Source organism: Bradyrhizobium oligotrophicum (genome assembly GCF_051168495.1).
Classification (GTDB): Bacteria; Pseudomonadota; Alphaproteobacteria; order Rhizobiales; family Xanthobacteraceae; genus Bradyrhizobium; species Bradyrhizobium oligotrophicum_A.
This window is the reverse complement of record NZ_JBNPVB010000006.1, coordinates 144887-160939: the sequence shown is the minus strand read 5'-3', so window position 1 is coordinate 160939 and position 16053 is coordinate 144887. Positions and strand designations below refer to the sequence as shown.

Annotated in this window: 11 protein-coding genes and 1 riboswitch; of the genes, 2 read left to right on the top strand and 9 right to left on the bottom strand. The window is 67.2% G+C overall.

All coding sequences use genetic code 11. The features are described from left to right. Positions 1-119 precede the first annotated feature (119 nt). Positions 120-1523, top strand: coding sequence for an MFS transporter (locus ACQR1B_RS14285; protein ID WP_434833037.1), 1404 nt, complete (start codon positions 120-122; stop codon positions 1521-1523). A gap of 37 nt (positions 1524-1560) precedes the next feature. Here ACQR1B_RS14285 and purH read toward each other — a convergent pair whose 3' ends face one another. From purH to ACQR1B_RS14270, 3 genes are all read right to left on the bottom strand, one after another. Beyond that, positions 1561-3153, bottom strand: coding sequence for a bifunctional phosphoribosylaminoimidazolecarboxamide formyltransferase/IMP cyclohydrolase (purH, locus tag ACQR1B_RS14280; protein ID WP_434833036.1), 1593 nt, complete (start codon positions 3151-3153; stop codon positions 1561-1563). A 36-nt stretch (positions 3154-3189) separates the two neighbouring features. Further along, positions 3190-3270, bottom strand: a riboswitch (ZMP/ZTP riboswitch). Positions 3271-3325: 55 nt separating this feature from the next. After that, the gene (locus ACQR1B_RS14275; RefSeq protein WP_434833035.1) at positions 3326-5017 is read right to left on the bottom strand and encodes a heparinase II/III family protein; all 1692 of its coding nucleotides are present in this window, start codon (positions 5015-5017) and stop codon (positions 3326-3328) included. A 268-nt stretch (positions 5018-5285) separates the two neighbouring features. After that, positions 5286-6638, bottom strand: coding sequence for an RsmB/NOP family class I SAM-dependent RNA methyltransferase (locus tag ACQR1B_RS14270; protein ID WP_434833034.1), 1353 nt, complete (start codon positions 6636-6638; stop codon positions 5286-5288). 196 nt (positions 6639-6834) lie between these two features. Between ACQR1B_RS14270 and ACQR1B_RS14265 the strand changes: the two genes are divergently transcribed. Next, the gene (locus ACQR1B_RS14265; RefSeq protein WP_434833033.1) at positions 6835-7089 is read left to right on the top strand and encodes a DUF1674 domain-containing protein; all 255 of its coding nucleotides are present in this window, start codon (positions 6835-6837) and stop codon (positions 7087-7089) included. A 30-nt stretch (positions 7090-7119) separates the two neighbouring features. Here the strand turns inward: ACQR1B_RS14265 and cysN are convergent, their stop codons facing one another. The 6 genes from cysN to acs all read right to left on the bottom strand — a co-directional run bounded on the left by cysN (position 7120) and on the right by acs (position 15947). Then, positions 7120-9015 (bottom strand): sulfate adenylyltransferase subunit CysN, encoded by a 1896-nt coding sequence (gene cysN / locus ACQR1B_RS14260; RefSeq protein ID WP_434833032.1) that lies wholly within the window; start codon positions 9013-9015, stop codon positions 7120-7122. Continuing rightward, positions 9015-9983 (bottom strand): sulfate adenylyltransferase subunit CysD, encoded by a 969-nt coding sequence (gene cysD, locus ACQR1B_RS14255; protein WP_434833031.1) that lies wholly within the window; start codon positions 9981-9983, stop codon positions 9015-9017. The genes cysN and cysD overlap by 1 nt, the downstream gene beginning before the upstream one ends. Next, complete coding sequence (locus ACQR1B_RS14250) at positions 9980-10996, bottom strand: sulfotransferase family protein (protein WP_434833030.1); 1017 nt, start codon at positions 10994-10996, stop codon at positions 9980-9982. Before ACQR1B_RS14250 ends, cysD begins: the two co-directional genes overlap by 4 nt. A gap of 100 nt (positions 10997-11096) precedes the next feature. Beyond that, positions 11097-13127 (bottom strand): methyl-accepting chemotaxis protein, encoded by a 2031-nt coding sequence (locus tag ACQR1B_RS14245; RefSeq protein ID WP_434833029.1) that lies wholly within the window; start codon positions 13125-13127, stop codon positions 11097-11099. A 153-nt stretch (positions 13128-13280) separates the two neighbouring features. After that, complete coding sequence (locus tag ACQR1B_RS14240) at positions 13281-13748, bottom strand: L,D-transpeptidase (protein WP_434833135.1); 468 nt, start codon at positions 13746-13748, stop codon at positions 13281-13283. A 252-nt stretch (positions 13749-14000) separates the two neighbouring features. Then, the gene (gene acs / locus ACQR1B_RS14235; protein ID WP_434833028.1) at positions 14001-15947 is read right to left on the bottom strand and encodes an acetate--CoA ligase; all 1947 of its coding nucleotides are present in this window, start codon (positions 15945-15947) and stop codon (positions 14001-14003) included. Positions 15948-16053 lie beyond the last annotated feature (106 nt).

Sequence of the window (16053 nt, the reverse complement as noted above, 5' to 3'; positions counted from 1 at the left end):
TCCGCCGCTGCTGACATCCGCCTGCGATCGTCAGATGTTATAGGGCCGCGTCGCCGACGTAAAACGCGACACCGTGATCGTCGCCGGGTGCGGCGCCGTGACCGCACAGAGGATTTGCAATGGCCGTCAGCACGATCGAGACCTCCGGCGCGGCCGACGGCAGCCTCTATCCCGGGCGGGCGGCCGTCGTCAGCTGGATCTTCTTCGATTGGGCGGCGCAGCCCTATTTCACCCTGATCACGACCTTCGTGTTCGCGCCCTATTTCGCCACCCATGTCGCGCCGGACGCCGCCAGCGGCCAAGCACTGTGGGGCTTTGCCACGGCCGCAGCGGGGATCGTCATCGCGCTGCTGTCGCCGGTGTTCGGCGCGATCGCCGATGCGGCCGGACGGCGCAAGCCGTGGATTGCGGCGTTCGGGGCGATGCTCGTCATCGGTTCCTGCCTGATGTGGATCGGACGCCCCGGTTCGCCGGAACTGATCCCGCCGCTGCTCGCGGCTTACGTGATCGCCACCATCGGCGTCGAATTCGCCACCGTGTTCAACAACGCGATGATGCCGACCCTGGTGCCGCCCGATCGCATCGGGCGGCTGTCGGGTACCGGCTGGGCCACCGGCTATGTCGGCGGCATCCTCTCGCTCGTCCTCGTGCTCGGCTTCCTCGCGGCCAATCCCGACAGCGGCCGCACATTGTTTGGGCTCACGCCGCTGTTCGGTCTCGACCCCGTGACGCATGAGGGCGACCGCATCTCGGGGCCGCTCACCGGGCTGTGGTTCGTCGTGTTCGTGCTGCCGATGTTCCTGTTCACGCCGGACTTTCCGGCGCGGCACCGGCTCGGCGCGGCCGTCCGCGAGGGCATCGGCCAGCTGAAGGAGACCCTGCGCGGCCTGCCGCAGCAGCGCGACGTCGCGCTGTTTCTGATCGCCAACATGATCTATTCGGACGGCCTGGTGTCGCTGTTCGCGTTCGGCGGCATCTATGCCGCCGGCACGTTCGGTTGGAACACGATCCAGATCGGCACTTTCGGCATCATCCTGGCGGCGGCCGGCGTCCTCGGCGGCTGGCTCGGCGGCAAGCTCGATGACCGGCTCGGACCCAAGCGCGTGATCGCCGGCAGCATGACGCTGCTGCTGCTCGCGATCATCGCCATTCTCCTCGTCAGTCGCGATTCGATCCTGTTCATTCCGGTGGCGCCGGCCGTGCCCGGCGGGCCGTTGTTCGCCTCGTGGCCGGAGCGCGCCTATCTGCTGCTCGGCTGCATCATCGGCGCCTGCGGCGCGCCGCTGCAGGCGGCTTCGCGCTCGCTGCTGATCCGGATGGTGCCGAAGCAGCGCGTCGCGCAATATTTCGGCCTGTTCGCGCTGACCGGAAAGGTGACGTCCTTCATCGGTCCGCTCTTGATCGGCATCATCACCGCGGTCACCGCGAGCCAGAAGGCCGGCATGGCGGTGCTGGTGCTGTTCTTCGCGGCGGGGCTGGTGCTGCTGGCACGCGTCAACCCCGCTCGTCACGCCCGGGCCTGACCCACCTGCGTGGTCAAGCCGGGCATTGACGATCTGGTCAGTGCCGGAAGTGCCGGACGCCCGTCAGCACCATGGCGATGCCGTGCTCGTCGGCGGCCTTGATGACCTCGTCGTCGCGCACCGAGCCGCCCGGCTGGATCACGGCGGTGGCGCCGGCCTCGATGCAGGCCAGCATGCCGTCGGCGAACGGGAAGAACGCGTCGGAGGCGACCACCGATCCCCTCGTCAGCGGCTCGGCGAGCTTGAGCGCCTCGGCCGCATCGAGCGCCTTGCGCGCCGCGATGCGCGCCGAATCGACCCGGCTCATCTGTCCGGCGCCGATGCCGACCGTCGCCGAATCCTTGGCATAGACGATGGTGTTCGACTTCACGTGCTTGGCGACGCGGAAGGCGAATCGCAGATCGCGCAGTTCTGCCTCGGTGGGCGCGCGCTTGGTCACGACCTTCAAGGTCATGTCGTCGACGACAGCGTTGTCGCGGCTCTGCACCAGCAGCCCGCCGGCGACCGTCTTGGCGGTGAGGCCGGCCTCGCGCGGATTGGGCAGCGCACCGGCGAGCAATAGCCGCAGGTTCTTGCGCGCCGCGATCACCGCGATCGCCTCTTCCGTCGCGTCGGGCGCGATGATCACCTCGGTGAAGATGCCGGTGATGGCGCGCGCGGTGGCCGCATCGAGCTTGCGGTTCATCGCGATGATGCCGCCGAACGCCGACGTCGAATCGCAGGCCAGCGCCTTCTGATAGGCGGTGACGAGATCGGGTCCTTCCGCCACGCCGCAAGGGTTGGCGTGCTTGACGATGACGCAGGCTGCGGTGCGCGCCGGATCGAACTCGGCAATGCACTCATAGGCCGCGTCGGTGTCGTTGATGTTGTTGTAGGACAGTTCCTTGCCCTGCATCTGTCGCGCGGTGGCGACGCCGGGACGGCGGCCCGGCAGTGCGTAGAACGCCGCATGCTGGTGCGGGTTCTCGCCATAGCGCAGCGACTGGATCAGCTTGCCGCCGAAGGCGCGATAGTCGGGCGCGTCGTTCTGGATGGTGGCGGCGAACCAGTTCGAGATCGCGGCATCATAGGCGGCGGTGCGGGCATAGGCCTTGGCGGCGAGCCGACGGCGCAGCAGCAGCGTGGTCGCGCCGTCGTGGGTCGCGAGGTCCTCCAGCACGGCGTCATAGTCGTTGACGTCGACGACCACGGCGACATCCTCGTGGTTCTTCGACGCCGCCCGGATCATCGCCGGGCCGCCGATGTCGATGTTCTCGATGCAGTCGGTGAATGGCGCGCCGCGCTCGACCGTGGCCTCGAAGGGATAGAGATTGACCACCAGGAGATCGATCGGTGCGATGCCGTGGGTCTTCATCGCCTCCGCATGCTCGTCATTGCCGCGGATCGCGAGCAGGCCGCCGTGAACCTTGGGATGCAGGGTCTTGACGCGGCCGTCCATCATTTCCGGGAAGCCGGTCAGGTCGGAGACGTCCTTCACCTTGAGACCGGCGTCGGCGATCGCCTTGGCGGTGCCGCCGGTGGAAATCAATTCGATGCCGCGCACGGCGAGCGCGCGCGCGAATTCGACGAGGCCGGTCTTGTCGGAGACGGACAGCAGAGCGCGGTGAACGGGACGAAGCTGATTGGTCATGGCTGACATCCTTGGGCAGAGTCCTTGTGCAGGAGTTCAAATTGCCCAGGCGCACGGCGATCGATCCCGCGCTCCCCGATGGTGCTCCATCCAAAGTCGCCAGTCGCGCGAGAGCCGGCTCTTACCAGCTTTCCATCCGCGCGACAACGGGCAGTTCCTCACACCCTGCTGATCACAGCGGCAGTTCCGGCTCTCTCCGCGCGTTGCGGCGCGCATTGGTCTCGGCCGGTGAGGCCGAGGAGCGCACGAAGCTCCAGCGGATCGACGGCGCCTGCTGGGCATCCTGGCGGATCACGAGCTGAGTCGTGCGGCGCGGGCCGTCATTGCCGGCGAGGAACACGCTGTCCTCGAGGTCGACATTGTCCTCGAACGTCTCGAACGTCCAGACCTCGCGATTGGGCAGCACCAGCATGGCGCCGCGGCCGTCGCTGAGCCGGCTGGCCTTAACCGCCGGATGCAAATGGAAGCGCAGCGTGTAGTCCGAGCCGCCGCCGCGCAGCCGTGCGCCCTGCGCCGGCGTCACCGTGTCCTCGCCGTCGAGCCGCGAACCGTCCTCGGCCACGACCAGCACCCGGCGATGGATCAGGCCGAACTTCGCCGCGTAGCCGTTGTGCGAGGTCGACAGCACGGTGCCGTCGGGCACGATCTCGCGGAAATTCTCGACCCGGGTCGGGCCGGACACGATCGGCGCGCCGTGCAGCAGGCGCTTCATCGCCGACATCTCGACGAAGGTGCAGGACGAGGTGTTGTGATAGGTCAGCGTCGAATGCGCCACGGTCGAGCGCGCGAAGGTGCGCCAGTTGTCGCGGCCGGTCGACGGCATGCCGCAATTGATCACGATGCGGCTGGTCCCCGACGACAGCTCGAAGGCGAGGCAGCCGGCATGCGCCTCGTGGCTGAGATGCGGCGGCGGCGGCGCGCCGGTGTCGACGATGACCGTCATCTGGCCGGCGTCGAGCCGCTGGAAGCCGGAATGCGGCATGCTCGCCATCGGCGTGCCATGCGTGTCGTCATAGGCGAGCAGGGTCGCCAGCAGGTCCGACGGCGTGCCGCCCATGCCGTTGAACAGCGCCATGTTGCCGTCGCCGTGCCGGAAGAAGCGCAGCATCGGCATCATGCGGTCGATGGCGTTGAGCAGTGCCGGCGGCGGCGCGATGTTGCGCGCGGCGAAGGTCTGGCGCAGCGGCAGCAGGTCGATCAGGAGCTCGATCAGCGTGCCCGGATTGCGCGAGACGTGGCCGCCGTCGGGCAGGATCTGGCGCTGCAATTCGTCCGACAGCTTCCGGCTGGCGCTGCGGATGTGCTTGGCCTGGTTGGCGAGGCACAGCGCCGCGTAGCACAGCGCGATCAGCACCTGCAGCCGCGGCGCGCCATCGGGAATGTCGATGGTCGAATAGCGCAGATAGCGGATCTCGCGGGTCAGGCCGCGCAGGTAGCGGCGGTAGAACTTGCCGTCGGAATCGGCCAGCACCAGCGGCGCCTGCGACAAGAGCGAGATCACCCGGCGCGCCAGCACGTCGGCGCGGCGGCTCAGCGGGTGGCGGCCGATCTGGTTGGTGATCCAGTCGTCGACCAGGGCGCGGGCATTGGCGCGGGTCAGCGCGGTGTCGGCTGCGCGGAGATGCCGCAGCCAGCCGAAACCGAGCAGGGCGACCTCCCAATCCTCCGACGGCGGCTCGAGGTCGAAGATGGAGCGGCCGTGGCAGGTGACGATCTTGCCGGCGAAGACGAAGCGGCCGGCATAGATCTCGGCCGCCCGGGTGGCGTCCGAGGTGCGCAGATCATGCGGCGCAATGATCAGCCGATCGGCCCGCCCCGGCCACAATCCGGATACGGATACCGATACGCCGCTGACATTGGACATCAGGCTGCGCGCAAAGCGGCCCAAAACCAGCGTCGATATGCGTCTGCGTTGAGCGGCGGACACGCCATGCCTTAGGTCGAGAGGGGGGATTCGGTTGCGGACCCTTCATAGATCGCAAACGCCGCCGATACACCATTTTTAGCCCCGATGCAGCACCATCGCAGGACCGGAATCTGGTGCAAAATCAGGATTTAACGACAATATACGCCGACGCCTTCAACCGGCTACCGCCACCGCGTCGCCGCACATCGTGCGCACGATGCCACGCTCATGGCCGGCGCTCCAGCCTCGCGGCGTAAAAACCGTCGAGGCCGCCGAGTCGCGGATCCCCGTGCGGCAGGTGGCAGGGCAGGGTGCGCAGGTCCCCGGCCGGCGTCACCAGCTCGGTCAGCCCCGCCACCTCGTCGGGGGTGACCGGGACGCGGCGGAGTTCGGTGCTTGCGGCCAGAACGTGGTCGACCACGTGCTCGCCCTCTTCGGGCTCGAGCGAGCAGGTGCAGTAGACCAGGGTGCCGCCCGGCTTGAGCAGGCCGGCCGCTCGCGTCAGCAGCCGGGCCTGCTGGCCCGACAGCGCGGTGATATCGGCCTCGCTGCGCAGCCAGCCGACGTCGGGATGGCGGCGGATGGTGCCGGTCGAGCTGCAGGGCGCATCGAGCAGGATGCCGTCGAAGCCGCCGCTCTCGGCGGGCTGCCATTCGGCGGCGTCGGCCACGACGGTCTCGGCCGTGAGCTGCAGACGGGTCATGTTGTCCCGCAGACGGCTCATCCGGGCCGGCGACCGGTCGACGGCGGTGACGCGGGCGCCGCCATGGGCGAGCTGGGCGGTCTTGCCGCCGGGCGCGGCGCAGAGATCGGCGATGGCCTTATCCGTGACGTCTCCGAGCAGGCGGGCGGGCAGCGCCGCGGCGGCGTCCTGCACCCACCATTGGCCCTCGACGAAGCCGGGCAGCACCGTCACCGAGCCGTGCAGCAGGGTCCGCACGGTGCCGGTCGGCAACACCTCACCGTGCAGCCGCGATGCCCATTGTGTCGGGTCGGACTTGACGGTGAGATCGAGCGACGGCTCCTGACCAAGCGCCGCGGCAATCTCCATCGCGGTCGTCTCGCCATAATGCGCGACCCAGCGCTTGAGCAGCCAGGGCGCGATGTCGAGCGGCTGGCCCTTGGCATCGTCGAGCAGGCCGGTTCCCTCGCGCGCGCAGCGGCGCAGCACGGCATTGACGAGCCCGGCATATTTGGCGGCGCGCCGGTCGGCCTGCACCAGCCGGACCGACAGGTCGACGGCGGCGTGGTCGGGCACGTCCATCCACAGGATCTGGGCGGCGCCGATCAGAAGCGCGCTCTGCGCCCGCGGGGCGTCGGTCGGCACGCCACGATCGAGCAGCCGCGACAGCAGATGGCCGAGGGTGCCGAGACGGCGCAAGGTGGTGGCGACCAGCCGGCGCATCAGCGCACGGTCACGGTCGGCGAGCTGCTTCAGTCCGGGATGCGCACCGGGGCCATCGAGCTGGTCGTCGAGGGTGCGATGCTTGTGCAGCACTCCGTCGACGACGTCGGCAGCGATTCGCCGCGCCGCCAGGCCCGGGACTTCTGATGGGGTCGCAAAACGCGGCGGGGGCATGCCTGGAAACTACTCGCGAAAGGAAGAAAGGCAGTTCCGCGTCCATCGGGTGCATGCCATCAGCTTGCGGGTCCTCTGCCACGGGAATATGCCAAATGTAAGAATCGGCTCCGCTTTTTTTAGACCTGTTTCTTCGTATGTGCGCACACGATCTGATGAGGGCGGGAACGAACCGGTTCAACGGTGGAATGGTAAGATGAGCAACGAGCCCAAGAGTGAGCGTGAGAATGAGCTCCAGAGCGAGCCTGCGTCGCCGGTGGTCGCCGTGAACGACCCGCCGCGCAGGCCACTCACTCCGGCCGCGCAACGCGCGCTGGCCGAAGCCGAGGAGCGGCGCCGTCTCGCGGCCGACCAGGCGAGACCGATGCCGAAGGAATTGCGCGGCCCGACGGGTCCGGAACCCACCCGTTATGGCGACTGGGAGAACAAGGGCATCACCTCCGATTTCTGAGGCCATGGAGCCGCTCCTTCTATCGGACCGTCAGACGTAATGATGGTCGCGGAGATGGCGGACGATCAGCTCGGCGGCCTCGTCGGCCGACAAGGCCGCGCCATCGATGGTGATGTCCGGCGTTTCCGGCGCTTCATAGGGCTGGTCGACGCCCGTGAAGTTCGACAGCTCGCCGGCGCGCGCCCGCTTGTACAGCCCCTTGGGATCCCGCGCCTCGCACGCCGCCAGCGGTGTCGCGACATGGATCTCGATGAACTCGCCGCTGGCAAAGCGGCGGCGCGCCATATCGCGGTCGGCACGAAACGGCGAGATCAGGGACACCAGCGTGATCAGGCCGGCGTCGACGAACAGCGCGGCAATCTCGGTCACCCGGCGGATGTTCTCCACCCGCGCCTCCGAACTGAAGCCCAGGTCGCGGTTGATGCCGTGGCGGAGATTGTCGCCGTCGAGCAGCGCGGTGTGACGGCCGAGCTCGCACAGCCGCCGGTCGACCAAATTGGCGATCGTCGACTTGCCGGCGCCGCTCAGCCCGGTGAGCCAGAGCACGCAGGGCTTCTGCTGTTTCAGCCGCGCGCGCACCGATTTGTCGATCGTGAGCGGATGCCAGCTGATGTTGGCGGGCCGGCGCAGCGGCGCATCGATCAGGCCGGCGGCCACCGTCTGCCGGCTGAACGGATCGATCAGGATGAAGCTGCCGAGATCGCGGTTGTCGCGATAGGCATCGCAGACCAGCGGCCGGTCGAGAACGATGTCGACACAGCCGATCTCGTTGGCTTCCAGCGTGGACGCCGTCTCCTGCGCCATGGTGTCGATGCAGACGCGATGCGTCATGGCCGCGACCACGGCGCCGATCGTCGACGTTCCTGATTTGAGCAGATAGCGGCGGCCGGGCCGCATCGCCTCGTCGTCGAACCAGATCACGTGAGCCGCGATATGGTCGGCCACCATCGGCGGCGTGCCGGACGTGAGCACGTCGCCGCGGCTGGCATCGACCTCATCGGCGAGCAGCAGCGTCACCGACTGTCCGGCAATGGCCTGCTGCAGACGCCCGTCGGCGGTGACGATGCCGGAGACATGGCTCCGGCGTCCCGAGGGATGCACGACCACCGGGTCGCCGCAACTGAGCCTTCCGCTGACCACGCGGCCGCTGAAGCCGCGAAACTCCGCATTCGGCCGGTTGACCCATTGCACCGGGAAACGGAAGGGCTGGCTCTCGATGCCGTCGGACACGTCGACCGATTCGAGATGCTCCATCACACTCGGTCCGCTGTACCACGGCATGCGCGCGCTGGAGCGGAAGACGTTGTCGCCGTCGCGCGCCGCCACGGGCACGCATTGCACGTCGGCAATGCCGAGCTGCTCGGCCATGGTTCTGAATGCGACCGAGATGGTGGTGAAGCGGTCGGCATCGAAGCCGACGAGATCCATCTTGTTGACGGCCACCAGGACGTGACGCACGCCGAGCAGCGCCAGGATATGGCTGTGACGGCGGGTCTGGCTCACGACGCCCTTGCGGGCGTCGATCAGCACCACGGCGAGATCGGCATGCGACGCGCCGGTCGCCATGTTGCGGGTGTATTGGACGTGGCCGGGCGTATCGGCGACGACGAAGCGGCGGTGCCTTGTGGCGAAGAAGCGGTAGGCGACGTCGATCGTGATGCCTTGCTCGCGCTCGGCCTGCAGGCCGTCCACCAGCAGCGCGAAATCGAGCGCCGGCCCGGCGGTGCCGGCCCCCTTGCTGTCCGAGGTGAGCGCGTCGAGCTGGTCGTCGAGCAGCATCTTCGAATCATACAGCAGCCGTCCGACCAGCGTGCTCTTGCCGTCGTCGACGCTGCCGCAGGTGACGAGGCGCAAGGTCGGTTTGTCCTGGGCTTGCGTCCAGACCTGCTCGTGCGCCCGTTCGATGATCGCGTGGTGAATGGACATCAGAAATAGCCCTCCACCTTCTTGCGCTCCATCGAGGCTGCGTTGTCGCGATCGATGACGCGGCCCTGTCGCTCCGAGGTGCGGGACGCCGCCATCTCGCGGACGATCGCGGCGAGGTCGGACGCGCTCGACGGCGTCGCGCCGGTCAGCGGGTAGCAGCCGAGCGTGCGGAAGCGGATCGATCGCCATTGTGGCGCCTCGCCCGGCCGCAGCGGCATGCGCTCGTCATCGACCATGATGAGCGCGCCGTCGCGCTCGACCACCGGCCGCAGGCTTGCGAAATACAGCGGCACGATCGGGATGTGTTCGAGGTGAATGTATTCCCAGACATCGAGTTCGGTCCAGTTCGAGAGCGGGAAGACGCGCATGCTCTCGCCCGGCGCGAGCAGCGTGTTGTAGAGATTCCAGAGCTCGGGCCGCTGGTTCTTCGGATCCCAGCGGTGGGTGATGCTGCGATGGGAAAAGATGCGTTCCTTGGCGCGCGATTTCTCCTCGTCGCGGCGCGCGCCGCCGATGGCGGCGTCGAAGCCGTGCATGTCGAGCGCCTGTCGCAACGCCTGCGTCTTCATGACGTCGGTGTAGAGCGCCGAGCCGTGGCTGAACGGGTTGATGTCCTGGGAAACCCCCTCCGGATTGACGTGCACGAGGAGGTCGAGCCCCAGCTCGCGCACGCGCTGGTCGCGGAAGGCGATCATGTCGCGAAACTTCCAGGTGGTGTCGATATGCAGCAGCGGGAACGGCGGCTTGGCCGGATGGAACGCCTTCATGGCGAGGTGCAGCAGCACCGAGGAATCCTTGCCGATCGAATACAGCATGACCGGCTTGCGAAATTCGGCCGCGACCTCGCGCAGGATGGCGATGCTCTCCGCTTCGAGCCGGCGCAGATGGCTGAGCGCCGGTGGCCTGTGGGCGTCTGCTGCGGGCGCAAGCGAGGGCGCGCTCAGCGTCGGAAGATCCACGTCCGTCATGCCGCGACCTCGATGTTGGCGCCGAACACACGCTTGGACGTCGCCTCATCCAGCGCCAGATCGCGGGCGCAAGCCCTGACCGATGCGCGGTAGAGCTCGGTGAGCCCATAGCGCTCCAGCACGTTCAGCTGCGCGTCGGTCAGCGCGGCGGTGTGGCGCGCGCGATATTTGTAGGCGGTGTCGGCGCCGTGAAGACCGGGCAACTGGTAGACGGAAGGCTCGCTCGGAAAGGTGACTCCGGAGCTTTCGGACTCGATCAGTCCGCGCTCGTTCCACGCCGTCACGGCGCTCTCCGCAAAGCGGCTCGACAGGCCGAGGCGGTCGAACAGGCTGCGGACGGTGCCGGCCGCCTCCTTGCTGGCCTCGTAGACGAAATGGGTGACCGGAATGCCGTGCCGCGCGGCGAAATGCTCGACCCGCAGCTTGTTCAGGCTCGCGAGGACGTAGTTCTGCACCAGCCTGTCCGGTGCGACCCGCTCCGACCATTTGTCCAGCCATGATGCCAGCGAGCTGGCGGGATCGCGATCGAGCACGATGAGGTGCAGCCGGTCGATCGGATACCCTGCCATCACCAGCACCTCGACCGGCAGGAACAGCGCTTCCGCCAGCACGTAGGGACCGGAGGTCTCCTTGCTGAAGATCTGCGGCTGATGCTCGGCCAGCGGCAGCTCCCAGGGGGCGGCGGGATGATCCACCAGGAGATGGCGGAGCATGTTCTTGAGCGGCTGGTAGTAGGAGGGAATGCCGGCGAGACCGAACAGATTGTTGAGCGGCGTCGATCCGACCCGACAGCGACCCCAGCCGCAATAGAGGGTCGGGAAGTCCGCGTCTGCTCGGTTGCGGAAGCCGTGGGCGAGCACGTCGGCCGTCTCCCGCGTCAGAGCATCCAAGGTCGTGGCCCGGGTCTGAAACTTGCCGTCGGGCGGCATCGGGACTTCATCGAGCGTTGGATCGTTGCGGCGAACGAGGTCGGCAAGACGATCCGTCGCGTCCAGCGTGGTCGGCAGTGTCATGGCGCTCTCCGGTCATTTTTTTATTTTTAGAAAACGATTTGAACTAGAATTCGAAGTCGTCGTGATGCTCGCGGCCGTTCTTCGGCCGCGGGCTCGTTGATCAGGCCGCTCGCACGGTGTGGAGAAATCGCTCCACTTCCACCTTCAGATTGCTGCTCTGCGACGTCAGCGACCGTGCGGAATCCAGCACCTGGCCCGATGCCGTGCCGGTTGCGCTGGCGCCGCGGTTGACCTCCGTGATCCGCTGCGCGACCTCGGCCGTCCCCTTGGCGGCCTCGCCGACATTGCGTGCGATCTCGCGCGTCGCCGCGCCCTGCTGTTCGACGGTGGCGGCGATGGTTGCGGCGATGTCGGAAATCCGGGTAATGGTGGCGCCGATTTCCTTGATGGCGGCGACGGATTCCTCTGTCGCCGCCTGCATGCCGGCGATCTGCGTGCCGATGTCTTCGGTGGCCTTGGCGGTCTGGGCCGCCAGCGCCTTGACCTCGCTCGCGACCACCGCGAAGCCGCGTCCCGATTCACCGGCGCGGGCGGCCTCGATGGTGGCGTTCAGCGCCAGGAGGTTGGTCTGTTCGGCGATCGCCGTAATCAGCTTGACGACGTCGCCGATCCGGCCCGCGGCGGCCTGCAGCTCGTTGATGCGCGCGTCGGTGCGTTCCGCCTGCTTGACGGCTTCGTCGGCAATGCGGCTAGAATCGTGGACCTGGCGGCTGATTTCGGTGACGGATGCGCTCATTTCCTCCGTCGCGGACGCCACGGCGCCGACATTGGTCGACGCCTCCTCGGATGCAGCGGCCACCATGCCCGACAAGGATTGCGTCTGGTTGGCGGTGCCCGACAACGTGCCGGCGGCGCCCTCGAGCTGATGGGCCGCGGTGGATACGGTGGTGACGATGCCGCCGACAGCCGTCTGGAACGCGTCCGCAAGCTTCATCATCTCGGTCTTGCGCTGCTGTGCGGCGATCTTCTCCTGGTTCTTCTGCTCGAACTCCATCTGCTCGATGCGGATCAGATTGTCCTTGAAGGTGCGGGCGGCGCGCGCATTGTCGCCGACTTCGTCGCCGCGCTCGGTATAGGGGATGTCGACCGACTTGTTGCCGCCGGCGAGCTCGAGCAGGACTTCGCCGACGCGCCGGATCGGACGGGCAATCGTCAGTGACGAGAACGCGGCCGAGCCGATCAGGACGAGCACCACCAGCGCACCGACGGCGAGGGCCACGGTGCCGACGCGCTCGAGCTCGGCCATCAGCTGGCCTTGCCGTAGCGCCGTCATCTCGGAGCCCATGGCGACGGCTTCGCCGAGGCGCTTTGCAATGTCGTTGGCGGCGGCTCCGACATTGTCCTTGAACACCCGCTTGCTGGCTTCGTCAGCCTGCAAATAGTCGAGGGCGGCCGTCTTGAACGACGTCGCGATGTCGAGCAGCTCCTTGACGCCGGCCTGCACGTCCTTGTCGGTGGCAACATCGCGGGCGTGCTGCAAGGACTTGACCAGCATGTCGACGCCGCTGGTCACGCTCTCGCGCTGCGTCGCTTCGCCGGTGCTGGCAAATTGCCAGCTCGCCGCACGGACCGACGCCAGCGCCGCATCGGCCGCGCGCAGCTCGGCCTCGATGCTGAAATGATCGGGCGACGCCGTCAGACTGGGCAGGGCCAGGAGCTTCGCAAAGCGGCCCTGCCACGCCGCCGTGGCCTGACCGCGGATGTCGATCTTGGCGAGCACCTCGGCGCGCGCCTTGGCGTGCTCGGAGGCGGCGGCCGCGGCCTTGTCGACGGCCGATCGAATTCCGCCGTACAGCTGCTTGCCCACGGGGCGAGTCGCGCGATTGAACGCGGCGTCGGCTTCCTTGGCCGCTACCGCGAGCTCCGCCTGCAGTGACTGCAGGATGGCCTGCAGCTGCTCCGGCGAAGAAGCGTTCGCCATCTGCAGCGCGGCGATCTGTGCCCGCAACATCGCCGCTTCGGCGGCTTGCGCATTGGCCCTGTTGGACGTGTTGACGACGACCAGCTTGCTCGAGTCGGCGATCGACTGGTTGCCGATGATCTGGTTGGCCAGCATGCCGCCCACCAGAACCACGCCGAGGCCGGCCGTCAGTCCGAGCTTGGTGCCTATCCTGAAGCTGAAACCAAACATCCGCCAACCCCCAAAGTTGTCGGGGGGTAGTAGGCGCAACCAAGCTAAACAAGATATGAATAGCGCGCGCCGTACAACTACAGGTAAAACGTTCCAAGAACATATCGTTTGCGAGGAAATTCGTTCTGCTCGCGCAGGGAGAGCGCCGGCGCCTCAGCGCGTCACCACCACCGTGGTGCCGATCGAGACGCGTTCGTAGAGGTCGGTGATGTCGGTGTTGAGCATGCGGATGCAGCCATACGAGACGTAGCCGCCGACCGAGTTCGGCACGTTGGTGCCATGGATCGCATATTCACCGCCGGCGAGCGTCATCGCGGCGACGCCCATCGGATTCTGTGGCGAGCCGCCGGGAATGACGTCGGGAATGTTGGGCTTGTCGCGCTTGACGTCGGCCGGCGGCGCCCAGGCCGGGTATTTGTACTTGCCGTCGATCTTGGTGGTGCCGGCCCATTGCCGCCCGGCCTTGCCGACGCCGACCGTGTAGCGCATGGCGTGGCTGCCATCGAGCACGAGGTACAGCTTTCGCTCGCCGGTCCTCACCACGATCGTCCCCGGCGAATAGTCGCCGGCGATGCCGACCAGTTCGGGACGGGCCGACGCGGTTTCGGTCGTCGCCACCATGGCGCAGATCGCTGCCGCCGCCACGATCGCCGCCTTCGCAGCGGCCAGCCTGTTCGCCCCAGTCCGCATCGCCATTCCCTCCAGCCGCAGCTCCGCCGTCTGCTCCCGTCGGACTACACGGATGGCTCGAGGAAAGGAAAACTTCGGCCGCAAGTAAATGACTGAAAAACAACACTCCCGCGGAATCAACCGCGGGAGTGGGGCGATGCTGGACGAGGCGCCGAACTTGGCCCGTGCGCCGGGCCTGCTCGTCTAGGCCTGCTTGCGGTTCTGCCGGTGCTGCACGAGGTCGTCGACGACGCCGGGATCGGCGAGTGTCGAGGTGTCGCCAAGCGCGCCCGGTTCGTCCTCGGCGATCTTGCGCAGGATGCGGCGCATGATCTTGCCGGAGCGGGTCTTGGGCAGGCCCTGCGAGAACTGGATCTGGTCGGGCGAGGCGATCGGGCCGATCTCCTTGCGCACCCAGGCGACCAGCTCCTTGCGCAGCTCCTCGCTCGGCTGCTCGCCGGCCATCAGGGTGACATAGGCATAGATGCCCTGGCCCTTGATGTCGTGGGGATAGCCGACCACGGCGGCTTCCGAGACCTTGGCGTGGGCGACCAGCGCGCTCTCGACCTCGGCGGTGCCCATGCGGTGGCCGGAGACGTTGATGACGTCGTCGACGCGGCCGGTGATCCAGTAGTAGCCGTCGGCGTCGCGGCGGCAGCCGTCGCCGGTGAAGTACTTGCCCTTGTAGGTCGAGAAGTAGGTCATCTCGAACCGCGCATGGTCGCCATAGACCGTGCGCATCTGGCCCGGCCAGGAGCGGGTGAGGCAGAGATTGCCCTCGGTCGCCCCCTCCAGCGTCTTGCCGTCGGCGTCGACGATCTCCGGCACCACGCCGAAGAACGGCCGCGTCGCCGAGCCCGGCTTGAGCTTGGTCGCGCCGGGCAGCGGCGTGATCAGGATGCCGCCGGTCTCGGTCTGCCACCAGGTGTCGACGATCGGGCAGCGGCCCTCGCCGACGACGCGGTGATACCACTCCCAGGCTTCCGGATTGATCGGCTCGCCGACCGAGCCGAGCAGGCGCAGAGACGCGCGCGAGGTCTTCGTCACCGGCCCATCGCCGCCCTGCATGAGGGCGCGGATCGCAGTCGGCGCGGTGTAGAAGATGTTGACCTTGTGCTTGTCGATGACGTTCCAGAACCGCGAATTGTCCGGATAGTTCGGCACGCCTTCGAACATCAGCGTCACGGCGCCGTTGGCCAGTGGCCCGTACAGGATGTAGCTGTGGCCGGTGACCCAGCCGACGTCGGCGGTGCACCAGTAGACGTCGCCCTCGTGATAGTCGAACACGTATTGGTGCGTCATCGCGGCGTAGACGAGATAGCCGCCGGTGGTGTGCAGCACGCCCTTGGGCTGGCCGGTCGAGCCCGAGGTGTAGAGAATGAACAGCGGGTCTTCTGCGTTCATGGGCTCGACCGGGCATTCGGTCGTCACCATCTCGGCGGCCTCATGGTACCAGAGGTCGCGGCTCGGATTCATCTCGACCTTGCCGCCGGTGCGCTTGACCACGACCACCCAGTCGACATTGTCGACCTTGTTCAGGGCCGCATCGACATTGGCCTTGAGCGGCACCTTGCGGCCGCCGCGCAGGCCCTCGTCGGCGGTGATGATGATCTTGGAGTCGCAGTCCTTGATGCGCTGGGCGAGGCTGTCCGGCGAGAAGCCGGCGAACACCACGGAGTGGATGGCGCCGATGCGGGCGCAGGCCAGCATTGCATAGGCGGCCTCCGGGATCATCGGCAGATAGATGGTGACGCGGTCGCCCTTCTTGACGTTGCGGTTGCGCAGGATGTTGGCCATCCGGCACACTTCGTCATGCAGCTCGCGATAGGTGATGTGCTTGGACTGCGAGGGATCGTCGCCTTCCCAGATGATCGCGGTCTGGTCGCCGCGGTTGGCGAGGTGGCGGTCGATGCAGTTGTAGGCGGCGTTGAGGACGCCGTCCTCGAACCATTTGATCGAGATGTTGCCGGGGGCGTAGGAGACGTTCTCGATTTTCGTCGGCGCGTGAATCCAGTCGACGCGCTTGGCCTGCTCGGCCCAGAAGCCGTTGGGGTCCTTGATCGAGCGCGCGTACATCTCCTGGTATTTCGCGTCGTCGACAAAGGCGCGTTTCGTCCACTCGGCCGGAACGTCGTAGATCTTCTCGGACATCTCACACCCTCCACCATGCGGCCCGCGGTTGGTCCCCGTCCCAGGCCGTCGTTGTTTCCACTATGCGTCCGCGTAACCGGCGGCGACAAGGCAAGACAAGTAGAAC